The organism is Pseudomonas sp. PS02290, from assembly GCF_029960075.1.
GTDB lineage: Bacteria > Pseudomonadota > Gammaproteobacteria > Pseudomonadales > Pseudomonadaceae > Aquipseudomonas.
On sequence record NZ_JASCOY010000009.1, the window covers coordinates 36,036 to 58,627 of the forward strand.

At 60.9% G+C, this 22,592-nt stretch carries 19 protein-coding genes; 16 read left to right on the forward strand and 3 right to left on the reverse strand.

The window, feature by feature from the left end:
• Positions 1-37: 37 nt before the first annotated feature.
• The gene (locus QMX88_RS07075) at positions 38-1,573 is read right to left on the reverse strand and encodes an HDOD domain-containing protein (RefSeq protein ID WP_282367703.1); all 1,536 of its coding nucleotides are present in this window, start codon (positions 1,571-1,573) and stop codon (positions 38-40) included.
• A gap of 213 nt (positions 1,574-1,786) precedes the next feature.
• Between QMX88_RS07075 and motA the strand changes: the two genes are divergently transcribed.
• The gene (gene motA / locus QMX88_RS07080; RefSeq protein WP_037015764.1) at positions 1,787-2,638 is read left to right on the forward strand and encodes a flagellar motor stator protein MotA; all 852 of its coding nucleotides are present in this window, start codon (positions 1,787-1,789) and stop codon (positions 2,636-2,638) included.
• 3 nt (positions 2,639-2,641) lie between these two features.
• Positions 2,642-3,697 (forward strand): flagellar motor protein MotB, encoded by a 1,056-nt coding sequence (gene motB / locus QMX88_RS07085; RefSeq protein WP_282367709.1) that lies wholly within the window; start codon positions 2,642-2,644, stop codon positions 3,695-3,697.
• 133 nt (positions 3,698-3,830) lie between these two features.
• On the opposite strand, the gene rsgA is transcribed toward motB, so the two are convergent.
• Complete coding sequence (rsgA, locus tag QMX88_RS07090) at positions 3,831-4,862, reverse strand: small ribosomal subunit biogenesis GTPase RsgA (protein WP_192171099.1); 1,032 nt, start codon at positions 4,860-4,862, stop codon at positions 3,831-3,833.
• 113 nt (positions 4,863-4,975) lie between these two features.
• Between rsgA and orn the strand changes: the two genes are divergently transcribed.
• Positions 4,976-5,512 carry an oligoribonuclease gene (gene orn / locus QMX88_RS07095; protein WP_282367713.1) on the forward strand — a complete coding sequence of 179 codons (537 nt, stop codon included), beginning with the start codon at positions 4,976-4,978 and terminating at the stop codon, positions 5,510-5,512.
• Positions 5,513-5,629: 117 nt separating this feature from the next.
• Positions 5,630-6,241, forward strand: coding sequence for a trimeric intracellular cation channel family protein (locus QMX88_RS07100; RefSeq protein WP_122533826.1), 612 nt, complete (start codon positions 5,630-5,632; stop codon positions 6,239-6,241).
• 12 nt (positions 6,242-6,253) lie between these two features.
• Here QMX88_RS07100 and queG read toward each other — a convergent pair whose 3' ends face one another.
• Entirely contained in the window at positions 6,254-7,372 is a 1,119-nt protein-coding gene (gene queG, locus QMX88_RS07105) for a tRNA epoxyqueuosine(34) reductase QueG (RefSeq protein WP_282367718.1), read from the reverse strand.
• Between the two features lie 62 nt (positions 7,373-7,434).
• Between queG and QMX88_RS07110 the strand changes: the two genes are divergently transcribed.
• The 12 genes from QMX88_RS07110 to QMX88_RS07165 all read left to right on the forward strand — a co-directional run bounded on the left by QMX88_RS07110 (position 7,435) and on the right by QMX88_RS07165 (position 22,544).
• Positions 7,435-8,931: an NAD(P)H-hydrate dehydratase gene (locus tag QMX88_RS07110; RefSeq protein WP_282367720.1), complete on the forward strand. Its 1,497-nt coding sequence runs from the start codon at positions 7,435-7,437 to the stop codon at positions 8,929-8,931.
• On the forward strand, positions 8,919-9,389 hold the full coding sequence (gene tsaE, locus QMX88_RS07115) for a tRNA (adenosine(37)-N6)-threonylcarbamoyltransferase complex ATPase subunit type 1 TsaE (RefSeq protein ID WP_192171096.1): 471 nt from the start codon (positions 8,919-8,921) through the stop codon (positions 9,387-9,389). Before QMX88_RS07110 ends, tsaE begins: the two co-directional genes overlap by 13 nt.
• Positions 9,390-9,402: 13 nt before the next feature.
• On the forward strand, positions 9,403-10,842 hold the full coding sequence (locus tag QMX88_RS07120; RefSeq protein ID WP_197983590.1) for an N-acetylmuramoyl-L-alanine amidase: 1,440 nt from the start codon (positions 9,403-9,405) through the stop codon (positions 10,840-10,842).
• Positions 10,843-10,847: 5 nt separating this feature from the next.
• A complete protein-coding gene (mutL, locus tag QMX88_RS07125; protein WP_282367825.1) occupies positions 10,848-12,824 on the forward strand; it encodes a DNA mismatch repair endonuclease MutL in 1,977 nt (658 codons plus the stop codon).
• Complete coding sequence (gene miaA / locus QMX88_RS07130; RefSeq protein ID WP_282367732.1) at positions 12,824-13,795, forward strand: tRNA (adenosine(37)-N6)-dimethylallyltransferase MiaA; 972 nt, start codon at positions 12,824-12,826, stop codon at positions 13,793-13,795. Before mutL ends, miaA begins: the two co-directional genes overlap by 1 nt.
• Positions 13,796-13,900: 105 nt before the next feature.
• Positions 13,901-14,161: an RNA chaperone Hfq gene (hfq, locus tag QMX88_RS07135; protein ID WP_019691505.1), complete on the forward strand. Its 261-nt coding sequence runs from the start codon at positions 13,901-13,903 to the stop codon at positions 14,159-14,161.
• A 12-nt stretch (positions 14,162-14,173) separates the two neighbouring features.
• Positions 14,174-15,475 (forward strand): ribosome rescue GTPase HflX, encoded by a 1,302-nt coding sequence (gene hflX / locus QMX88_RS07140; protein ID WP_192171093.1) that lies wholly within the window; start codon positions 14,174-14,176, stop codon positions 15,473-15,475.
• Between the two features lie 96 nt (positions 15,476-15,571).
• Positions 15,572-16,753, forward strand: coding sequence for an FtsH protease activity modulator HflK (gene hflK, locus QMX88_RS07145; RefSeq protein ID WP_282367739.1), 1,182 nt, complete (start codon positions 15,572-15,574; stop codon positions 16,751-16,753).
• A complete protein-coding gene (hflC, locus tag QMX88_RS07150; protein WP_122533818.1) occupies positions 16,753-17,622 on the forward strand; it encodes a protease modulator HflC in 870 nt (289 codons plus the stop codon). Before hflK ends, hflC begins: the two co-directional genes overlap by 1 nt.
• Positions 17,623-17,912: 290 nt before the next feature.
• Positions 17,913-19,100: an ATP phosphoribosyltransferase regulatory subunit gene (locus QMX88_RS07155; RefSeq protein ID WP_282367743.1), complete on the forward strand. Its 1,188-nt coding sequence runs from the start codon at positions 17,913-17,915 to the stop codon at positions 19,098-19,100.
• Positions 19,101-19,154: 54 nt separating this feature from the next.
• A complete protein-coding gene (locus tag QMX88_RS07160; protein WP_122533816.1) occupies positions 19,155-20,447 on the forward strand; it encodes an adenylosuccinate synthase in 1,293 nt (430 codons plus the stop codon).
• 162 nt (positions 20,448-20,609) lie between these two features.
• Entirely contained in the window at positions 20,610-22,544 is a 1,935-nt protein-coding gene (locus QMX88_RS07165) for a methyl-accepting chemotaxis protein (protein ID WP_282367746.1), read from the forward strand.
• The last annotated feature ends 48 nt before the right edge of the window (positions 22,545-22,592 follow it).

Consider the following 22,592-nt stretch of genomic DNA (forward strand, 5'->3'; position numbering starts at 1 on the left):
CCGGATCGCGAAAAGGTTGCGAATTGTAGCTCAGCCGTCAGCCATTGCGATGGCTAAAGGTGGTCAGCGCCTTCTCGATGCACTGACCGGTTTTTCCGAACGCCTGGACGGACACTTCGGAAAACGGCCCCCCGCCCTGATCAGCCACCACCATCATCACCACACGGCCATTGCTGGCCAGTGAGCGAATCAGCAGGTTTTCCCCGCTGAACAGATTGCGCAGCTGCGGCGGCAGCAGCGCCGAGAACTGAGCGTTGTTGGCCGGTGTCAGGCGCAATTGCGTGGGTTGAGCGAGCAGGCGTTGCAGCACGGTGCTGTCTTTGTAGGGCACCAGCAATGCAGCGGCCGACTTGTCCACGCCTGCGATCTGATGCACGCGCAGGCTGTCGGTCTTGCGATCGGTCATCAGCAACACCACTCGTTGCATGCCTGCCGCCACCAATGCATCCCGGGCGCAGGTGGTCAGGTGTATCGCGTTGATGAAAATGCCGGGCTCTTTCAACAGATCGGCGCAGTGCTTGCGCCACAGCTGCAAGGCGTCGGGCGAGGGGGGCGGGGCAGGCAGCAAGCCTTTATGTACTCGTCGTGCACTCCACGGCCAAAGCAAAGCCTGCGCCGGGTGCCAGATATCCAGGCCGGAATGCTGGCGAGCGCTGGCCGCCGCATTCTGGTGAACCTGCTGCTGGAGATGATCCAGTGACTGTTGCAGATACAGGCTGGTCAGCAGTTGCCAGCGCAGGTTATGCGGCGTGTCCCAGGCCTGGTGCGCCGACAGCGCGAGGCCGTTGGCCAGCAGAATTGTATTGGCGGGCTGGTTAAGCCAGCGCCGCAGCGGCAGATCGGCGTCGAGTTGCTGTTGCTGCTTGAGTGGGTCGTTGTTGCTATGGGCGATGCGCAACACTTTCACCAGATTGCGTTGCTGGGAGGTCAGCAGTTCGTAGCCCTGGGTCACCCAGATCGGCAGGCGCCAGTGCTGCGCCAGCCCCTGACACAAACGCACCAGCCGCACGCCAAACAGTGCCTGCTCCACGGTCTTGGCAGATTCGCCCTTGTGGATAACCCGCAACTCCCACTCTTCCAGCAGTTTGGGGTGGGCCAGCGCCAACGGCCAGAGGGGCGAGAGAAACAGCAGGCTGCCCAGATGGATGTCCTGCCACAGCCGGGCCAGTTGATTGGCGAACAAACCGTAAGCCTGTTGCATGGCGTGCTGACTGATCAGTTGTATCTGGCGCAGCGCCATGGGGATATCCCGTGCATCGACACTCGGCAACCGCGCCAGCAGCGCCTCGGTACGCGCCAGACCCAGGCGGTTGATGGCGACTTCAAGACTCTCCGCAGGCTGAGCCGTGGCGGGGCTGTTCAGGTTGGCTTCGCGCAAAACGTTGAGCACCAGCGCCGGGCTGTCCTGCATGAGATCGGCGATATCGCGCAGCGAGCGGCGGCTGTCGGTCAATGCCGCCTGCACGCGCTGATACGCCACCGCGGGCACCGGCAAGGCGATGCTGTCGAGCTGCTTTATCCAGGTATCGAGGGTGCGCGGAACAGGGAGCGAAGTAGCTTTATCTGATTGCATTCACAACACCCGTACGGCTGGGAGGGTTTGATCAATGTCGGGTACTGGCATCATGCTGGCCCTCATGGACGCAACGTCCTGCGCCACGCATCGGTCAGCATTTTCCTGTGATCTGACTATAGTCTGGCGCATTCATGCCGATAAGCAGGACAAGAGTTTCAAGCGCTTCTCGCACAATGACCATGAACCCGACTCAGTAAGTATTCTCTACCTATGGCAAAAATTATCGGCATCATCGTCGTTTTCGCGAGCGTTCTCGGCGGATACGTACTGTCCCACGGTCAGATCGCTGCGTTGATCCAGCCTTTCGAGGTCATGATCATCGGCGGTGCGGCGCTGGGCGCATTCCTGCAAGCCAACCCGGGCTATATGACCATGCTGGTCATCAAGAAGTCCTTGAAGATGTTCAGCACCCGGTTCACCCACGGCTACTACCTCGAAGTGCTGGGCCTGGTCTACGAGATCCTCAACAAGAGTCGCCGCGAAGGCATGATGGCCATCGAAGGCGACATTGAAGAGCCCGAGAACAGCCCGATTTTCGCCAAATACCCTGGCGTGCTCAAAGACACCCGCATGATCGCTTTCATTTGCGATTACCTGCGCATCATGTCTTCCGGCAACATGGCACCCCACGAGCTGGAAGGCTTGTTCGACATGGAACTGCTGAGCATGAAAGAAGAGCTCGAGCATCCTTCCCACGCAGTGACCGGTGTCGCCGACGCCATGCCGGGTTTCGGTATCGTTGCTGCGGTACTGGGTATCGTGGTGACCATGGCCTCCCTGGGTTCCGGCGACAAAGCCGCGATCGGCATGCACGTCGGCGCGGCGCTGGTGGGGACCTTCTTCGGTATTCTTGCGGCGTACGGTTTCTTCGGTCCGTTGGCTACTTCCCTGGCCCACGATGCCAAGGAAGAAATGAACGTCTATGAATCGATCAAGGCTTCGCTCGTAGCATCGGCGTCCGGCGTGCCGCCTTCGCTGGCCGTGGAGTTCGGTCGCAAGGTTCTGTATCCGGCCCATCGCCCCAGCTTCAGCGAGCTGGAACAAGCTGTCCGCGGTCGTTGATCCATGGAAAATAATCAGCCGATTATCATAAAGCGCGTCAAGCGCTACGGCGGGGGGCATCACGGCGGCGCCTGGAAAATCGCCTTTGCCGACTTCGCGACGGCGATGATGGCGTTCTTCCTGGTGCTGTGGCTGATGTCGTCGGCCACCCCCGAGCAACTGCTTGCCATCGCCGGTTACTTCAAGGACCCGGTCGGTTTTTCCGACAGCGGCTCGCCCTATGTGATTGACCTGGGCGGTTCGCCGGAAATGTCCCCTAACCAGACGCTCAACCCGGAAGTGCAATCCACGCCTGCGCCGGATCGCGTGCCCGTTGATGCAGACCAGCAGGATGCCGCCGCCGAGCAGGTCGAGCAGGACCGCCTGGAGATGTTGCTGCAAGAGTTGCAGACCAAGATCAACGAGAATCCGCAACTGGCGAAGTTCAAGGACCAGATTCTGTTCGAGATCACTCAGGACGGTTTGCGCATCCAGATCATGGACGCCGAAAACCGCCCGATGTTTGACATCGGCAGCGCGAAGCTCAAACCGTATTTCGAAGACATCTTGCTGGCCATGGCCGACACCATCAAAGCCGTGCCGAACAAAGTCAGCATCAGCGGACACACCGACGCGACGCCCTTTGTTGGTAACAATGGCTTCGGTAACTGGGAGCTGTCCTCCGGTCGAGCGAATGCCGCACGCCGGGCGCTCGTCGCGGGAGGGTATCCGGATCAGCAGGTGGCGCGCGTAGTGGGTTATGCGTCTTCGGCACTGTATGACAAGGAGCACCCGCAAAACCCGATCAACCGTCGCATCGACATTGTGGTGATGACCAAGAAAGCGCAGCAGCGGATCGAAGGCGCGCAGAATTCAGGTGAAGCACCGCAAACCCCGGATGCACCAGGAGCTCCTGCGCCATCGCCTGTACCTGGCGCTACAGCGCCGGCCAATCAGCCAGGGGCGTCCACTTCCACACCTGCCGTTGACCCACAGGCTTATGCCCAGCCCCACGAGATTCGGCAGAAGCTGAACATCTTCGATCAGGGCCAGTTGAAGATCGACGACACCAAGAACTGATACTGGGTTGCAGACACAAAAACGCCGCGATGATCGCGGCGTTTTTGTGTGCGCGTTTCAATTAACGGGCCCGCAGTCAGTAGGACCGGCTTCAGCCGGGAAGGCCTAAATCGGATTGGCCACTACCGCTGAATCAATAACTGCTTTCCGGCAGGCTCGCGATAATCGAGCGATAGCTGTTCATGCGCTGCTGCTGCACGCGTCCGTCTGCAAGGCCCTGCAACAACGCACAGCCGGGTTCGCGGTCATGCTTGCAGTCACGGAAGCGGCATCGGCCGAGCAGATCATTGAACTCGATGAAGCCCGCTTCGACGTCGGCGCGGCTGACGTGACCGAGGCCGAATTCACGAATACCCGGTGAGTCGATCAGGTCGCCGCCGCGCGGGAAGTGGAACAGGCGCGCGGTGGTGGTGGTATGCGTGCCTTGACCCGAATACTCCGACAACGGCCCGACGCGGGTGCCGACTTCCGGCAGCAGGCTGTTGACCAGCGAGGATTTGCCGACGCCGGACTGGCCGACGAACACACTGATGTGGCCATCCAGCTGGTCCTGCAATTGCTGCATGCCGTCGCCGTGGTGAGCCGACACTTCCAGCACCGGGTAACCCAGCGTGCGATAAACGGCCAGCAGCGCATTGAGCGCCGGGGCGTTCTGATCGTCGATCAAGTCAAACTTGTTCAACAGCAACAGCGGGCGAATCCCCGCGTGCTCGGCAGCCACCAGGTAACGATCGATCAGGTTGGCATGGGGTTCGGGCATCGGTGCGAAAACGATGACGATCAGGTCAACGTTGGCGGCGACCGGCTTGAGCTGGCCCCGGCTGTCCGGGCGGCTCAGTTCTGTATCGCGGGGCAGTTGCGCAACGATCACGCCGATGCCCTGATTGCCCGCGCGCCAGACGACTCGGTCGCCGGTCACCAGTGCTGGCAGGTTGGCGCGCAAGTGGCAGCGGAAAACCTGACCCTGCAGCTCGCCTTCCTGCGCTTCGACTTCTACCTGCACGCCGAAATGCGCGATGACCAGACCCGTTTGCTCGGGACCGAGATCGCCGCCTTCCAGCGTTTCGAGAGCGGTTGATTCACGTTTTGCGGCGCGCGCTGCGCGTTCGCCCTGAATCTTTTCGATGCGCCAGTTCTGGCGGCGATTGAGTTGGCGTTTGGCCATGGGTGTTCAGTGTTCCGTTTGAAGACGCATAAAGGTGCTGATTTGATAAAGCGCGAGCGAGTCTAGCACGCCCGGGTGGGCTAAACTGCGCGCCAACGCTGAGGAGCCGACATATGCAGAACAAACAGAATCTGATCTGGATCGACCTGGAAATGACCGGTCTGGACCCTGATAACGACGTCATCATCGAGATGGCAACGATCATCACCGACAGCGAACTCAACACCCTGGCCGAAGGCCCGGTCATCGCGGTGCACCAGAGCGATGAGCTGCTGAACGGCATGGACGAGTGGAACACCCGTCAGCACGGTGGCTCCGGCCTGACTCAGCGCGTGCGCGAAAGCAACATCTCCAACGACGAAGCCGAGGCCATGACGCTTGAGTTCATCAAGCAGTGGGTCCCCGAGCGCAGTTCGCCCATCTGCGGCAACAGCATCTGCCAGGATCGTCGCTTCCTGTACAAGCGCATGCCGACGCTGGAAAACTACTTTCACTACCGCAACCTCGACGTCTCGACGCTCAAGGAGCTGGCCGCACGTTGGTCGCCTGATCTCAAGTTCAAGAAGGGCAGCACTCACCTGGCGCTGGACGATATCCGTGAGTCGATCGCCGAGCTGCGTTTCTATCGCGAGCACTTCATCAAGTCCTGATGACAGGGCGCCGGCGGCCAAGCGCGGTCGCCGGAAGAGGACGCAAAGCTAAACACTCTCTTTTGGTGCCCGGGTCGAGTGGGTAGACTGCGCCCCTCTCTCGCAGGGACTGCCGCCATGTTGTTGATGCTCTACCTGATCGCTATTACGGCCGAGGCCATGACCGGCGCGCTGTCCGCAGGCCGTCGCGGCATGGACTGGTTCGGTGTGGTGCTGATCGCGTGCATCACGGCATTGGGTGGCGGTTCGGTTCGCGACGTGCTGCTGGGGCATTACCCGCTGACGTGGGTCAAGCACCCGGAATATCTGATCCTCACCAGCGTCGCGGCGCTGGTGACGATTTTCATCGCACCGCTGATGCGCCATCTGCGCTCGCTGTTTCTGGTGCTCGATGCGCTGGGGTTGGTGGCGTTCACACTGATCGGCTGCATGACCGCGCTGGACATGGGCTTGAGCATGACCGTCGCCGCCGTGAGCGGGGTGATTACGGGCGTGTTTGGCGGGATCCTGCGGGATATTTTCTGCAACGACATCCCACTCATCTTCCGCCGCGAGCTGTATGCCAGCGTGTCGTTCGCCGCCGCGTGGTGCTTTTTACTGTGTCAGTACGCCGGCTTGCCGGTGGAGCAGGGCACGCTGATTACTCTGTTTGGCGGGCTGTTACTGCGGCTGCTGGCGATCAGGTTTCGCTGGGAAATGCCGAAGTTTGTTTACAAGGATGGGCATTGAGTCAGCGCGTTATTACAGCAAGCGTCCTGGGGCCCTGGCTTCATGCTGCCGCAACGCCCATTCCACATGCTCGCGCACCATCTCAGACGGATGCTCCCGCCGCGCTTTCAACGCTTCGATCACGGGGATGGTCGACGGCGCGTTACCCAGCCCCACGGCCAGATTTCTGAGCCACCGCTCATACCCGGCGCGCCGCAACGGTGAGCCTTCGGTGTTGCTCAGGAAGGTCGTTTCATCCCACAAAAAAAGCGTCGTCAATTCGGCGTTATCAAGGCCGTGGCGCGGCTTGAAGTCTGTCTGATCGGTTGGCCGGGCGAAGCGATTCCACGGGCAGACGATCTGGCAGTCATCGCAGCCAAACACCCGATTGCCGATCAGTGAGCGCAAGTCTTCGGGGATCGACGTCTTTAGCTCGATGGTCAGGTAGGAAATGCACTTGCGCGCATCCAACACGTAGGGCCCGACGAACGCATTGGTCGGGCAGACGTCCAGGCAGGCGGTGCAGCGCCCGCAATGCTCGGTGGTGTGTGGCGCGTCTACCGGCAGCGGCAGGTCGACGAACAGTTCGCTGAGGAAGAAATAACTGCCGGCCTTGCGATTGAGCACCAGGGTGTTCTTGCCGATCCAGCCCAGCCCGGCCTGCTCGGCAATGGCCTTCTCCAGCACCGGTGCGCTGTCGACGAACGCGCGAAACCCGAATGGCCCGATCGCCTGTTGAATACGCTCCGCCAGTTGCTGCACGCGCTTGCGGATCAGCTTGTGGTAATCACGGCCCAGCGCGTAACGGGAAACGTAGGCTTTCTCAGGCTGCCCCAGCAACTGAGCCATCTGCGTGTCGCCGGGAAGATAGTCCATGCGCAACGACACCACGCGCAGGGTTCCTGGCACCAGCTCGTCCGGATGCGAACGTTTGCTGCCATGCGCTGCCATATAGTCCATCTCGCCGTGGTACCCGGCGTCGATCCATCGCTCCAAGTGCTGCTCATGCTCAGCCAGGTCCAGCCCCGAGATCCCGACTTGCTGAAAGCCAAGCTCGCGCCCCCACGCCTTGATCGATTGGGCAAGGTCGGTCAGCCCGGCCGCCGAGAGGGGCGTTGAGGCTGTGGATGGATCTACAGTTATCGCGGACATGCAAGGAGGACACCGGGGCGCAGGTGCGTATAATTCTGCCAGACATCGGAGCCCAAAGACGCATGTTGCACAGCAAACCCCCATTTCCCGACGCACTGTACAGCGCCGCTCAGGTCCGCGACCTCGATGCGCGCCTGATTGCCGCCGGCACGCCCGGCTTCGAGCTGATGCAACGGGCCGCCCATGCCGCGTGGCGGGCAATACGCCGCCGTTGGCCTGAGGACAAACAGCTGACGGTGATGGCCGGTCGCGGCAATAACGCAGGTGACGGCTATCTCATTGCTGCGCTGGCCCGACGTGCCGGTTGGCAAGTTAACGTGCTGGCCGTGGGTGATTGCGACGCGCTGGCCGGCGATGCCCGTTCGGCCTATGAAGAGGCCGTCGCCGCCAATGTCGATATTCAGTCATGGCAACAGCAGGCGCTGGCCGGCATCGTGGTCGACGCGTTACTGGGGACTGGACTGACGGGCGACGTGCGCGCGCCTTACGCTGCGGCCATTGAAGCCATCAACGACAGTGAGTTGCCCGTCGTGGCCGTCGATCTCCCTTCGGGACTGTGCGCGGACACGGGGCGAACCCTCGGTTGTGCCGTTCACGCCGATCTGACCGTCACCTTCATCGGCCTCAAGGTCGGGCTGTTCACCGGCGATGCGCCCGAGCTGGTGGGTGAGCTGGTGTTCGATGACTTGCAGGCGGACGCCGAGATCATTCGGCAGACGCCAGTGAGCGTCAGACGGCTGGATACCTTCAATCTGCCTACCCTGGCCCCTCGCTCACGCACTGCGCACAAGGGCATGTTCGGCCGCGTGCTGGTGGTGGGCGGCGATCGGGGCTTCGGCGGCGCGGCATTGCTCACCACTGAAAGCACGCTGCGCACCGGCGCGGGCATGGTCACGCTGGCAACGCGGCCGGAACATGTCAGCGCCGCGCTGACGCGATTCCCCGAAGTCATGAGCGCCGGCATCAGCTCGGCCAACCAGTTGCGCGCCTTGATCGAGCCCGCGTCGGTGCTGGTGGTCGGTCCGGGCCTCGGTCAGCACAGTTGGGGGAAAAGCCTGTTGTCGGCGGCTGCCAACGCGCCGTTGCCGCAGGTCTGGGATGCTGACGCGCTGAACGAGCTGGCGACCGGCACGGTGCAACTGCCCGAGGGCAGCGTAATCACCCCGCATCCTGGCGAAGCCGCGCGGCTGCTGGGCACCGATACCAAACACATTCAAGCCGATCGTCCGGCTGCGGCGCGGGCGCTGGCTAAAAAATTTAACGCTGTATGCGTTTTAAAAGGCAGCGGCAGCCTGATCGCCAACCCTGCGGGTGACCTCTCACTGGCCAATCATGGCCATCCGGCGATGGCGACCGGCGGGCTGGGCGATGTGCTGTCCGGTGTCATCGGCGCGCTGATGGCGCAAAAGATGAGCGCCTGCGACGCTGCCTGTCTGGGTGTCTGGCTGCACGCCCTCGCCGGTGAGCAATGTGGCGCCAGCGGGCGAGGGCTCGCTGCCGCTGATCTGATTCCTGTTATTCGCCAGCTTCTGGAGGAGCACCAACCGTGTCTGAGCTAACCCTGGAGCTCATGGGTGAAGAGGCCATGACCCACTTCGGCGCACGTATTGCCCAAGTGACTGAAAGCAATGGGATTATTTTTCTGGAGGGCGATCTGGGGGCGGGCAAGACCACGCTGTCCCGAGGGATCATTCGCGGCCTTGGCCATACTGGCGCGGTTAAAAGTCCGACGTTTACGCTGGTAGAACCTTACGAAATTGGGAGAAACCGCGCGTATCACTTTGATCTCTACCGACTTGTTGATCCAGAAGAGCTAGAATTCCTCGGCATCCGGGACTATTTCGAAGGCGATGCCCTTTGTCTCATCGAATGGCCCAATCTTGGTGCAGGCTTTTTGCCAAAGCCTGACCTGATCATTACCATAAGGCCGCTCGATCAAGGTCGAGCGCTGACGCTGAGCCCTAAAAGCTCCCGTGGTGAGCAGTGGTGTGCCGCTTTGGCGCCGTCGTTTAAATAGAAATTCATTAGATATGGGGTTTGGTATGCGCATGCGCGCGCTGGTTACTGTGATTGGACTGCTGCTGGCGACACTGGCTGTCGACGCGTTGGCCGCTTCACAGGTACGAAGTGTCCGCTTATGGCGTGCTCCGGATAACACTCGGCTGGTTTTCGACCTGTCTGGCCCCGTTCAGCACAGCGTCTTCACGCTGCAGTCCCCTGATCGTCTGGTCATTGATATCAATGGCGCCACCCTGGGTGGTGCGTTGAATGTGCCGACGGCCAATACGCCGATCACCAGCATGCGCTCGGCGCAGCGCACGCCTGACGACCTGCGCGTGGTCATCGACCTGAAAAAGGCGGTGACACCAAAGAGTTTCACCCTCGCGCCGAACCAGCAATACGGCAACCGTCTGGTCGTCGATCTGTACGACAACGCCGCCGATGCCAATCCGCCGCCGTCGGTTGCCGATACCCCGGCCACCGCTGCTCCGGCGACGCCTGCGGTGCCGGTCAGTCCGTCCAAACCTGAAATCAAACTCACCCCTGTGCCGAATGGCAAGCGTGACATTGTTGTCGTCATTGATGCCGGTCACGGCGGCGAAGACCCAGGCGCGTCCGGCGGCCGCGGTGAGAAAGAAAAGAACGTCGTGCTCGCGATTGCCAAGGAGCTGCAGCGCCAGATCAACGGCGAGAAGGGCTATCGCGCAGAGCTGACCCGCACCGGCGACTACTTCATCCCGCTGCGTAAGCGCACGGAAATCGCACGCGCCAAGGGCGCTGATCTGTTCGTCTCCATTCACGCCGACGCGGCGCCTTCCTCGGCGGCGTTCGGGGCTTCGGTGTTTGCTTTGTCCGAGCGCGGCGCGACTTCTGAAACCGCACGCTGGCTGGCGGACAGTGAAAACCGTTCCGACTTGATCGGGGGCGCCGGGGCTGTGAGCCTCGATGACAAAGACCGCATGCTCGCCGGCGTACTGCTTGATCTGTCGATGACCGCGTCGCTGACTTCAAGCCTGAACGTCGGCCAGAAGGTTCTGACCAACATCGGCCGCGTGACCTCGTTGCACAAATCCCGCGTCGAGCAGGCCGGCTTCATGGTGCTGAAGTCGCCGGACATTCCGTCGATTCTGGTCGAGACCGGCTTTATCTCCAACGCGGCGGAAGCGAACAAGCTGGAAGGTGCAAGCCACCAGCAAGCGTTGGCGCGTTCCATTACCGCCGGCGTGAAGCAGTTCTTCCAGCAGAATCCGCCGCAAGGTACGTACATCGCCTGGCTGCGGGACAACGGCAAACTCGCCATGGGTGCGCGCGAGCACACGGTGCGTCCCGGCGAATCGCTGAGCATGATCGCGGCGCGCTACGACATGACCATGCCGATGCTTCGCACCGCCAATCATTTAAGTTCTGACGAATTAAAAGTCGGCCAGCAATTGAGAATCCCCAGCGCAGAACTGGCAGGTGAGCCGTGACTGACATGTTGCTCGGTGATCAGGAACTGGATGTCAGCGTAAGCGCGGATTTGCCTGCGGCAGAAGCCGCGCGTATCCAGCTGCTCAGCCCACGGCTTGCCAACCAGATTGCTGCGGGCGAGGTCGTCGAGCGACCGGCATCAGTAATCAAGGAGCTGCTCGAAAATAGCCTCGATTCCGGCGCGCGTCGTATCGATGTCGACGTTGAGCAGGCCGGCATCAAGCTGCTGCGTGTTCGCGACGACGGTGGCGGCATCTCCTCCGATGACCTGCCCCTTGCGCTGGCCCGACATGCCACCAGCAAGATCCGCGAGCTGGAAGACCTTGAGCGCGTCATGAGCCTTGGTTTCCGAGGTGAGGCGCTGGCCTCGATCAGCTCCGTGGCCCGTCTGACCCTGACGTCGCGCACCCGCGATGCTGATCAGGCGTGGCAGGTCGAGACCGAAGGCCGCGACATGGCTTCGCGCGTTCAGCCTGCTGCGCACCCTGTCGGCACCTCCGTGGAAGTGCGCGACCTGTTCTTCAACACCCCTGCGCGGCGCAAGTTTCTCAAGGCCGAGAAAACCGAGTTCGATCATCTCCAGGAAGTCATCAAGCGCATGGCGCTGGCGCGTTTCGACGTGGCCTTTCACTTGCGCCATAACGGCAAGACCGTCCTGAGCCTGCACGAAGCGCGCGATGACGTATCGCGTGCGCGACGGGTGTCGGCTATTTGCGGCCCCGGGTTTCTGGAACAGGCGCTGCCGATCGAGGTCGAGCGCAATGGGCTGAGGTTATGGGGTTGGGTCGGACTGCCGACGTTCTCCCGCGGTCAGGCCGATCTGCAGTATTTCTTCGTCAACGGCCGCGCGGTCCGCGACAAACTGGTTGCCCACGCGGTGCGTCAGGCTTATCGCGACGTATTGTTTAACGGCCGGCATCCGACCTTCGTGCTGTTTTTTGAAGTCGATCCGGCGGTCGTCGACGTTAACGTTCACCCGACCAAGCATGAAGTGCGGTTCCGCGACGGGCGCATGGTTCACGATTTCCTCTACGGTACGCTGCATCGGGCGCTCGGCGATGTACGGCCTGAGGATCAGCTTGCAGGTACGACCTCGGTCACCGCGCTGGTGCGCCCAAGCGGGCCGGATGCCGGCGAGTTCGGGCCCCAGGGCGAAATGCGCTTGGCCAATAACGTGCTCGAGACGCCACAGGGTCAGGCCTGGAACCCGCCCGCCGGATCCGCCCCCGGCTCTGGCAGCGGCGCAGGTTATCAGTATCAGTACACGCCGCGGCCGTCGTCGGTGCTTCCGGCTGAAGAGGCGCGTGCCGCTTATAGCGAATTCTTTGCCCCGCTGCCCGGCGCACAGGCTCCGGTGGGTGCAGGCAGCGTCGCGTTGCCCGACTCCCAAGGCGATGTGCCGCCGCTGGGTTATGCCCTCGCTCAGCTCAAGGGCATTTATATCCTCGCGGAAAACGCCCACGGCCTGGTGCTGGTGGACATGCACGCCGCCCACGAGCGGATCATGTACGAACGTTTGAAGATCGCCATGGCCAGCGAAGGCCTGAGCGGTCAGCCGCTGCTGGTGCCGGAGTCCATCGCGGTTAGCCAGCGAGAGGCCGACTGCGCCGAGGAGCACATGGCAACCTTCCAGCAACTGGGCTTCGAACTACAGCGCCTGGGGCCAGAGACGCTCGCGATCCGGCAGATCCCTGCACTGCTCAAGCAGGCTGAGGCGAATCGACTGGTGCACGACGTGCTGGGCGATCTGATGGAGTACGGCACCAGCGACCGTGTTCAAGCGCACATGAATGAGCTGCTCGGCACCATGGCGTGCCACGGCGCGATTCGCGCCAACCGGCGTCTGGCCATTCCGGAAATGAACGGCCTGCTGCGTGACATGGAAAACACCGAGCGCAGCGGTCAATGCAACCACGGACGGCCCACCTGGACTCAGCTGGGTCTGGATGATCTGGACAAACTATTCCTGCGCGGTCGCTGATGAGTGCTCTTCCTCCGGCCATCTTCCTGATGGGGCCGACCGCCGCCGGGAAAACCGATCTCGCCATCGAGCTGACCAAGGTGCTTCCGTGTGAGCTGATCAGCGTGGATTCCGCGCTGGTCTATCGCGGCATGGACATTGGCACCGCCAAGCCATCAAAAGCACTTCTGGAAAAGTATCCGCACCGGCTCATCGATATCCTCGACCCCGGCCAAAGCTACTCTGCGGCGGATTTTCGAACCGATGCCTTGCAGGCGATGGGGGAAATTACCGCCCGGGGAAAAATTCCCCTGCTGGTGGGCGGCACGATGTTGTATTTCAAGGCTCTACTGGAAGGCCTGGCCGATATGCCTGCGGCTGACGCCGAGATTCGTGCGCAGATTGAGGCGCAAGCGGCCAGTCAGGGTTGGCAGGCATTGCATGATGAGCTGGCGAGCGTCGATCCGGTGTCGGCAGCGAGAATTCACCCCAACGATCCTCAGCGGCTGGTTCGTGCGCTGGAAGTCTTTCGGGTGAGCGGAATGAGCATGACCGCGCACCGTGAACAACAAAGTGCGCAAAGTGCTCAAGCGAGCGCTTCGGGGCGTCATCAATTGCCCTATACTGTCGCAAATCTCGCGATCGCACCGACGGATCGCAAGGTGCTCCACGACCGAATTGCTGTGCGTTTCAGGCAAATGCTTGATGAAGGATTCGTTGAAGAAGTCGTAGCGCTACGTTCGAGGGGTGATCTGCACTCGAATTTACCGTCTATAAGAGCTGTAGGGTATCGCCAGGTCTGGGATCATCTGGACGGCAAGCTGACTCGGGATGAGATGCAGGAGCGCGGCATCATTGCCACGCGCCAGCTGGCCAAGAGGCAGTTCACCTGGTTGCGCAGCTGGCAGGATTTGCACTGGTTGGACAGCCTGGCTAGCGACAATCTGTCACGCGCCTTGAAATACCTGGGGTCGGTCTCCATATTGAGCTGAGTCCTTGCAATAGCCGTCTATCCTTGGGGGATAGCCTTCGGGAGGTAGCGGCCCAAGCCAACGTTTTCGAAATTTATTCTATTGATCCTTAAAGGAGTGCGGCACATGTCAAAAGGGCATTCGCTACAAGACCCTTACCTGAACACTTTGCGTAAAGAAAAGGTTGGGGTTTCGATCTATCTGGTAAACGGCATCAAGCTGCAAGGCACTATCGAATCTTTTGACCAGTTCGTTATTTTGCTGAAGAACACTGTCAGCCAAATGGTCTACAAACACGCCATCTCGACTGTCGTTCCTGTCCGCCCGATTCGTCTGCCTAGCGCTACCGAATCCGAGCAGGCTGACGCCGAGCCAGGTAACGCCTGATAGGAGTCTGCTTTGTTCTTTGAGCGCCACAGTGGTGGTGAGCGGGCGATCCTCGTTCACTTGGATGGTCAGGACCCTGAGGCGCGCGAAGATCCGCAGGAGTTCAGGGAACTGGCGCTGTCGGCCGGTGCCGATATTGTCTCGTTCGTCAACGTGCCAAGACATCGGCCTACGGCCAAGTATCTGGTGGGCAGCGGCAAGGTCGAGGAATTACGCGACCTGGTCAAAACCGAAAAATCAGATATCGTCATCTTCAATCATGTCCTTACACCCAGTCAGGAACGTAACCTCGAACGTGTTTTTGAGTGTCGCGTGCTTGACCGTACGGGCCTGATTCTCGACATCTTCGCCCAACGGGCGCGCACCCACGAAGGCAAGCTGCAGGTCGAACTGGCCCAGCTTGAACACATGAGTACGCGGCTGGTCCGTGGCTGGACTCACCTTGAGCGTCAGGGCGGTGGTATCGGTCTGCGCGGCCCGGGTGAAACCCAGCTTGAAACGGACCGACGTCTTTTGCGTGTGCGCTTGCGTCAGATCAAGGGCCGGCTTGAAAAAGTCCGCAGTCAGCGTGATCAGGCTCGTCGTGGCCGGTCCCGCGCCGATATCCCTACGGTGTCGATCGTCGGCTATACCAACGCCGGCAAGTCAACGCTGTTCAATGCGGTGACCGACTCCGATGTCTACGCTGCCGATCAACTGTTCGCGACCCTCGACCCGACCCTGCGCCGCCTTGAAGTCAAAGACCTCGGGCCGATTGTGCTGGCCGATACGGTGGGTTTTATCCGCCATTTGCCGCACAAGCTGGTCGAGGCCTTTCGGGCTACGCTCGAAGAATCGAGCAACTCCGATCTGCTGCTGCATGTGATCGACGCTCACGAGCCCGATCGCCTTGAGCAGATCGAGCAGGTCATGGTGGTGCTGGGCGAGATTGGCGCCCAGGACTTGCCGATGCTCGAGGTCTATAACAAACTCGATCTGCTCGAAGGGGTGGAGCCGCAGATTCAACGCGATGCTGATGGCAAGCCGCAGCGGGTCTGGGTTTCTGCCCGTGACGGACGCGGTCTGGATTTGCTCAGGCAAGCCATCGCTGAAGTATTGGGCAATGATCTCTTTGTGGGGACGTTGCGCCTGACGCAGGAGTTCGCCCGGTTGCGTGCCCAGTTTTTCAACTTGGGCGCGGTGCAGAGCGAAGAACACGACGAAGAAGGCCAGAGTCTTCTGGCTGTTCGGTTACCCCGAGTTGAATTCAATCGCCTGGTGAGTCGCGAAGGACTGCAGCCGCTCGAATTCATCGAGCAACACACTTTGCAATAAAAGCCTGACAAAGCGGTTGTACCGCTTTGACGGGCATTCTGTAGCATTGGTCGGCGCGCCGCGGGCGCGTCTTTGCTTTATCAGATGGAGAGCGCTATGGCTTGGAATGAGCCGGGTGGCAACTCGAATAATCAGGATCCTTGGGGTGGTAAGCGCAAGGGCGGCGACCGCAAGGGGCCACCGGATCTCGACGAGGCCTTCCGTAAGCTGCAGGAAAGCCTGAATGGGTTGTTCGGTGGTGGCAAGAAACGCAGTGGCGATGGCGGCGGCAGCGGCGGTGGATCGAGCAAGGGCGGTGGCCTTGGCCTGCTCGGCATCGGTCTGGTCGTGCTGCTCGCCATCTGGCTGTACAACGCAATCTATGTGGTCGACGAGCAGGAGCAGGCCGTTGTGCTGCGCTTCGGCAAGTACTACGAAACCGTCGGGCCGGGTCTGAACATCTATTTCCCGCCGTTCGATCGCAAGTACCTCGAAAACGTGACGCGCGAACGTGCGTACAGCAAGCAGGGCCAGATGCTCACCGAAGACGAGAACATCGTCGAAGTGCCACTGACTGTGCAGTACAAAGTCACCAATCTGCAGGATTTCGTGCTGAACGTTGATCAGCCTGAAGTCAGCCTGCAGCATGCGACCGAAAGTGCCTTGCGTCATGTCGTCGGTTCGACCGCCATGGATCAGGTGCTGACTGAAGGTCGTGAGTTGATGGCCAGCGAAATCAAGGAGCGGCTGCAGCGCTTCCTCGATACCTATCGCACCGGCATCACCGTGACTCAGGTCAACGTGCAGAGCGCTGCGGCGCCGCGCGAAGTCCAGGAAGCGTTCGATGACGTGATCCGCGCCCGTGAAGACGAGCAACGCTCACGCAACCAGGCTGAAACCTACGCAAACGGTGTGATTCCGGAGGCGCGTGGTCAGGCTCAGCGTATCGTCGAAGACGCCAACGGTTATCGCGATGAAGTGGTCTCTCGAGCCAAGGGTGAGGCGGATCGCTTTACCAAGCTGGTCGCCGAGTACCGCAAGGCACCGGAAGTCACGCGTGAGCGTCTGTATCTGGACACCATGCAGGAAGTCTTCAGCAACACCAGCAAGGTACTCGTGACCGGCGACAAAGGTCAGAACAACCTGCTTTACCTGCCGTTGGACAAAATGATCGATAGCAGCCGTAACGGTTCCAATTCGTCTACCGCCGGCGGCGCCGCTGCTGCACCGGCAGACCCGGGCTCACGGGCAGCGGACATGCAACAGCAGCGTGACACGCGCACTAGGGAGACTCGCTGATGAGCAATAAATCTCTGGTTGCCCTGATTGTCTGCGTCGTGTTGGCCGTGGTCGCATGGAACAGCTTCTACATCGTCGCTCAGACCGAGCGCGCGGTGCTCCTGCAGTTCGGTCGCGTGGTTCAGGCGGATGTTTCGCCAGGTCTGCATGTGAAGATTCCTTACGTGAATCAGGTGCGCAAGTTCGATGGTCGCTTGATGACTCTCGATGCGCCGACTCAGCGTTTCCTGACGCTGGAAAAGAAAGCCGTAATGGTTGATGCCTATGCCAAGTGGCGTGTGAAGGACGCTGAGCGTTTCTACACCGCGACATCCGGCCTGAAGCAGATCGCCGATGAGCGCCTTTCCCGTCGTCTCGAGTCCGGTCTGCGCGACCAGTTCGGTAAGCGCACCCTGCACGAGGTGGTCTCGGGTGAGCGTGACGCGCTGATGGCTGACATCACTGCGTCGCTCAACACCATGGCCGGCAAAGAGCTGGGCATCGAAGTGGTCGATGTCCGGGTCAAGGCTATCGATCTGCCGAAGGAAGTGAATCGCAGCGTGTTCGAGCGCATGAGCACCGAGCGTGAGCGTGAAGCCCGCGAGCATCGCGCCAAGGGTAACGAACTGGCTGAAGGCATTCGTGCCGACGCCGATCGTCAGCGCCGCGTTCTGTTGGCTGAAGCGTATCGCGAGTCCGAAGAGGCGCGCGGTGATGGTGATGCTCAAGCGTCCGCGATCTACTCCAAGGCCTACGGTCAGGATCAGGAGTTCTACGCGTTCTACCGTAGCCTTCGCGCCTACCGTGAAAGCTTCGCCAACAAAAGCGACGTGATGGTGCTTGACCCAGGCAGCGAGTTTTTCCGCTATCTGCAAAAGTCCAAGCCGTAATCGCATCAGCACTTGATCACTCCGCCGGGCGGCAAAACTGCCCGTCGGGGTGATCGCGCGACAAAACGTGTGTATGATGCGGCAGCCGGGAAATTCCCGGCTTTTTTGCGTCTGCACGATTGATTGGCCGTGGCGTGTTCCGTGCGCGGCAGTTTTTTCGAGGACAGTGTTCACGCTATTGCGGCGCATCAGGCAGGGGAGGTTTCCTTGCCCTGCGTCCGCAGAATGCTGTCTGCTTCACTCAAGGCTTGCCCAAGGGCCGGCCGCCCGGATCATAGGGGAAAGGCGTAATGACAACGGTTGACCGCTGGCTGCTGCCGGATGGCATCGAAGAAGTACTGCCGCCGGAAGCTGCGCGTATTGAAGTCGCGCGTCGTCAGGTGCTGGATCTGTTTCAGAGCTGGGGCTACGAGTTTGTCGTCACCCCGCACATCGAATACCTCGAATCGCTGCTCACCGGTGCAGGCCAGGATCTGGATCTGCGCACCTTTAAAGTCGTCGACCCGCAATCGGGTCGGCAGATGGGGTTCCGCGCGGACATCACGCCGCAGGTCGCCCGCATCGACGCGCATACATTGCGCCGTGAAGGCCCGAGCCGTCTCTGCTACGCAGGCAGCGTGCTGCATGCCCAGCCGCGTGCGTTGTCGTCCTCGCGCAGTCCGATCCAGCTGGGTGCCGAGTTGTACGGCGATGCGAGCCCGAGCAGCGACGTCGAAGTCATCAGCCTCATGTTGGCGATGCTGCAACTGGCTGACGTGCCGGACGTCCATATGGACCTGGGCCACGTCGGGATTTACCGCGGCCTTGCCCGCGCTGCCGGGTTGTCCGGCGAAGTCGAGCAACAGCTGTTTGATGCACTTCAGCGCAAAGCCATCGACGAGGTCATTGCGTTGACCGAAGGTCTGTCGGCGGATCTGGCCAGCATGCTGCGCGCGCTGGTGGATCTGTGTGGCGACCGTAGCGTGTTGGCGCAGGCTCGCGACCGTCTGGCGAATGCGCCGGCGCCGGTCATCGAAGCGCTGGATGATCTGCAGGAAATCGCCGAACGTCTGTCGGCCCGGTTTCCTGAGCTACCGTTGTATTTTGACCTCGGCGAATTGCGCGGCTACCACTACCACACCGGTGTGGTGTTTGCGGTGTTCGTCCCGGGTGTTGGCCAGTCGATCGCTCAAGGCGGTCGGTACGATGACATTGGTGCCGACTTCGGTCGTGCGCGCCCGGCAACGGGTTTTTCCACCGATTTGAAAACCCTGGTCACACGCGGTCAGGCGCAGATCAAGCTACCGTCAGGCGGTATCTGGATGCCGGACAGCACTGATGCGGTGCTGTGGCAGAAGGTCTGTCAGCTGCGCGCAGAAGGTCAGCGTGTGGTTCAGGCCTTGCCAGGCCAACCGGTTTCAGCGGCGCAAGACGCCGACTGCGATCGGCAATTGATTCAGCAGGGCGAGCGTTGGCAGGTAATGCCGCTGGCCTCTTGAGTTTCCCCGCCGGCCGCTGCCGGCACCAAGTTTGCGCGAATGAGGACAAGTGTTATGGGTAAGAATGTCGTAGTCCTGGGCACCCAATGGGGTGATGAGGGCAAAGGCAAGATCGTTGATCTGCTGACCGAACATGCAACCGCGGTAGTGCGCTATCAAGGCGGCCACAACGCTGGCCACACGCTAGTGATCGACGGCGAAAAAACCGTCCTGCACCTGATTCCGTCCGGCGTTCTGCGCGAAGGCGTGCAGTGCCTGATCGGCAACGGTGTGGTTGTTGCGCCTGATGCACTCATGCGCGAAATCACCAAGCTGGAAGAGAAGGGCATTCCGGTGCGCGAGCGTCTGCGCATCAGCCCGTCCTGCCCGCTGATCCTGTCCTATCACGTGGCCCTTGATCAGGCCCGTGAAAAAGCCCGTGGCGAGCACAAGATCGGCACGACCGGTCGTGGCATCGGCCCGGCTTACGAAGACAAGGTTGCGCGTCGTGGCCTGCGCATTGGTGATCTGTTCCACCGCGAACGCTTCGCCGCCAAGCTGGGCGAGCTGCTGGATTACCACAACTTCGTTCTGGTGAATTACTACAAAGAGCCGGCCATCGACTTCCAGAAGACACTCGACGAGTGCATGGAATACGCCGAGCTGCTCAAGCCGATGATGCTCGACGTGACCGCCACGCTGCACGAAATGCGTCGCGCCGGCAAAGACATCATGTTCGAAGGTGCCCAGGGTTCGTTGCTGGACATCGACCACGGTACCTACCCGTACGTCACCAGCTCGAACACCACTGCCGGCGGCATCGCCACCGGTTCGGGCATGGGTCCGATGTACCTGGATTACATCCTGGGCATCACCAAGGCCTACACCACTCGCGTGGGTTCGGGTCCGTTCCCGACGGAGCTGTTCGACGACGTCGGCGCATTTCTGGCCAAGCGTGGCCACGAGTTCGGTGCAACCACCGGCCGTGCCCGCCGCTGTGGCTGGTTCGACGCCGTTATCCTGCGTCGCGCCATCGACGTCAACAGCATCTCGGGCATCTGCCTGACCAAGCTGGACGTGCTTGACGGTCTCGAGACCATCAACATCTGCGTGGGCTACAAGAACGAGAACGGTGCAGTGATCGACGCCCCGACCGACGCTGACAGCTACATCGGCCTGGAGCCGGTGTACGAAGAAGTGCCGGGCTGGTCCGAGTCGACCCTGGGTGCCAAGACCCTGGAAGAGCTGCCTGCCAACGCTCGCGCTTACATCAAGCGCCTTGAAGAACTGGTTGGCGCACCGATCGACATTATTTCGACGGGCCCTGATCGCAACGAGACGATCGTTCTGCGTCACCCGTTCGATTGATAAGTCGTTGAAACACAAACAAAGGGTCGCTTCGGCGGCCCTTTGTTTTGTCCGTCGGCTTGCACCTCCATTCAATCCCGCCACTGCGGCACGACCCTTGCTGTGATTCCACGTATTACGCGATGCCATCATTTTAATGGCGTGTGTTGTGGGGGATTTCCTGTGTCGGCTGTTACTTCTCTTCTACGCAGTCGCTTGCTGCGACCCGTATTCATTGCTCTTGGTATTGCCCTTGTGGTGCAGGTGCTGGTTGCCGTCGCCCTCACTCGGAGCACCGTTACTGCGCTCGAAGCTGAACTGGCGGCGCGGCTGAGTGTAGATTCGCAACACTTGGCCGACGAACTGGAACAGGCAAGCGGCGACGTAACGTCCAGTCTGGACAGTCTTTCGCAAAATACACGTCAGCGCCTGAGCGCGGGCCTGTCGACGCGTCTGAAAGACGAACAGAAGCAACTGCGTGCGACGCTGGAGAAAGACCTGCGGGATTCAGCGACGGACATGGCCGAGCTGCTGGCTGCTGTCGCGCCACGGGCGATGTGGGATGGCGATACGCCGACGCTGTCAGAGTTCGCGCGCCGTGCGCAACGCAATCCGAACGTGCTTTTTGTGGTCTACGACGATGCTCAAGGTGAGCACCTGACGCGTTATCTGAATCGTGAGAACGAATCGATCAAGGCCCTGCTGGCGAAAGGCGAGGGCGAGCGTGCCATGGACAAGGTCCTGAATGCGGCGCAGAAGGATCCTTCGGTTTATTACGTCGAGGCTTCGATCAGCCCCAACGGTGTGGAAATCGGCAAAGTACGCATGGGCGTATCGACCACGTCGGTGGAAGAGAATCTGGCGGCGTTGGACAAACGCTTCGTCGCGTTGATCGGCAGCGGTGATCAACTGGTTTCGGAAAGTCTGGGCGGCGCTGCGGCCGAGAGTTCTGCCGCATTGCGCTCGCGTCTGCAAACGGCGCAATCGTCGGCCACTGCGATGGCAGCCAATACCAGTTCCGCTGTACAGGAGGCTGCGTCCACGTTGCGCTGGAGAATCGGCGTCGGGCTGTCTCTGGTGGGACTCGGTGTGCTGGTGGTGTTGGCCATCGTGCTGGGGCGCCGCGTCGTGTTGCGCTTGCAGCTGCTCAATCGTGCGCTGGATGATCTGGCAGCAGGCGAAGGCGATCTGACCAAGCGCGTCAAACTCAACAGCAACGATGAGATAGGCGATATGGCTGCGGCGGTGAACCGCTTCGTCGACAAATTGCAGCCGATCGTTCGAGAGGCGGGCGATGTGGCGCAACAGACGGGGGTTGAGATCGGCGCCATGAGCAAACGCAATGCGGGCGCCGGCGCTGCCGCCGAGTTGCAGCGTGATGAAGTGGCTGCCAGCCTTCAAGCGCTGGCGCAGATGGCTGACGAGGCGCAGGCCGAGAGCCAGGCGATGCAGGCAGCATTGCGGCAGGTGGTGGACATTCGTCAGGCGACCGATGAAAACACACGCACCTCCAATCAGGTGGGCAGCCTGATTGAGGCGCTGGCCGGGCAGGTGGAGACCGGCTCCCAGGTCATCGAGCGGCTGGCGCAGCAAAGCCAGCAGATTGAAGTGGTGCTGGAAGTGATCCATGGCATCGCCGAGCAAACCAACCTGCTTGCCCTCAACGCGGCCATTGAGGCAGCGCGTGCGGGCGAGACCGGTCGAGGTTTCGCCGTTGTCGCCGATGAAGTGCGCGCGTTGGCGAGCAAGACGCAAAGCTCAACGGGCGATATTCAGGAGCACATCGCCAAGCTGCAATCCGGGGCGCGCGAAGCAGTGGCAACGATTGGTCTGGCCGGGCGTCAGGCCAAAGAAGGCTTGGCGGTATTGAAGGACAGCGCGCGGCTACAGCAGTCGGTGCAGTTGTCTGTCGAACAGGTTCATGCGGCGATTGGTTTAGCGACCCGTGCGGCAGAGCATCAGGCTCAAGGCGCGCAAGCAGTACGCGGGCGCGTAGAAGTCATTCACGCTCAAGCCGAGAAGGCTGCGCAGGCCGTGGTGGAAACAACCGCCAGCGGCAAGACGCTGGACAGGCTTGCTGCTCAGCTCAAGGCGAGTCTTGGGCAGTTCCGGGCGTAGTCGCCTGTACGGACGGGGGTATTGCAGCCCCCCAGAAAGCACAAAACC

Excerpts from the sequence above, each read along its gene's own strand:
- miaA (WP_282367732.1), top strand. The coding sequence starts at position 12,824 with ATGAGTGCTCTTCCTCCGGCCATCTTCCTGATGGGGCCGACCGCCGCC.
- rsgA (WP_192171099.1), bottom strand. The coding sequence starts at position 4,862 with ATGGCCAAACGCCAACTCAATCGCCGCCAGAACTGGCGCATCGAAAAG.
- QMX88_RS07110 (WP_282367720.1), top strand. The coding sequence starts at position 7,435 with ATGTTGCACAGCAAACCCCCATTTCCCGACGCACTGTACAGCGCCGCT.
- mutL (WP_282367825.1), top strand. The coding sequence starts at position 10,848 with ATGTTGCTCGGTGATCAGGAACTGGATGTCAGCGTAAGCGCGGATTTG.
- motB (WP_282367709.1), top strand. The coding sequence starts at position 2,642 with ATGGAAAATAATCAGCCGATTATCATAAAGCGCGTCAAGCGCTACGGC.
- QMX88_RS07120 (WP_197983590.1), top strand. The coding sequence starts at position 9,403 with ATGGGGTTTGGTATGCGCATGCGCGCGCTGGTTACTGTGATTGGACTG.
- hflC (WP_122533818.1), top strand. The coding sequence starts at position 16,753 with ATGAGCAATAAATCTCTGGTTGCCCTGATTGTCTGCGTCGTGTTGGCC.
- motA (WP_037015764.1), top strand. The coding sequence starts at position 1,787 with ATGGCAAAAATTATCGGCATCATCGTCGTTTTCGCGAGCGTTCTCGGC.
- queG (WP_282367718.1), bottom strand. The coding sequence starts at position 7,372 with ATGTCCGCGATAACTGTAGATCCATCCACAGCCTCAACGCCCCTCTCG.
- QMX88_RS07155 (WP_282367743.1), top strand. The coding sequence starts at position 17,913 with ATGACAACGGTTGACCGCTGGCTGCTGCCGGATGGCATCGAAGAAGTA.
- orn (WP_282367713.1), top strand. The coding sequence starts at position 4,976 with ATGCAGAACAAACAGAATCTGATCTGGATCGACCTGGAAATGACCGGT.
- hflK (WP_282367739.1), top strand. The coding sequence starts at position 15,572 with ATGGCTTGGAATGAGCCGGGTGGCAACTCGAATAATCAGGATCCTTGG.
- QMX88_RS07160 (WP_122533816.1), top strand. The coding sequence starts at position 19,155 with ATGGGTAAGAATGTCGTAGTCCTGGGCACCCAATGGGGTGATGAGGGC.
- hfq (WP_019691505.1), top strand. The coding sequence starts at position 13,901 with ATGTCAAAAGGGCATTCGCTACAAGACCCTTACCTGAACACTTTGCGT.
- QMX88_RS07075 (WP_282367703.1), bottom strand. The coding sequence starts at position 1,573 with ATGCAATCAGATAAAGCTACTTCGCTCCCTGTTCCGCGCACCCTCGAT.
- QMX88_RS07100 (WP_122533826.1), top strand. The coding sequence starts at position 5,630 with ATGTTGTTGATGCTCTACCTGATCGCTATTACGGCCGAGGCCATGACC.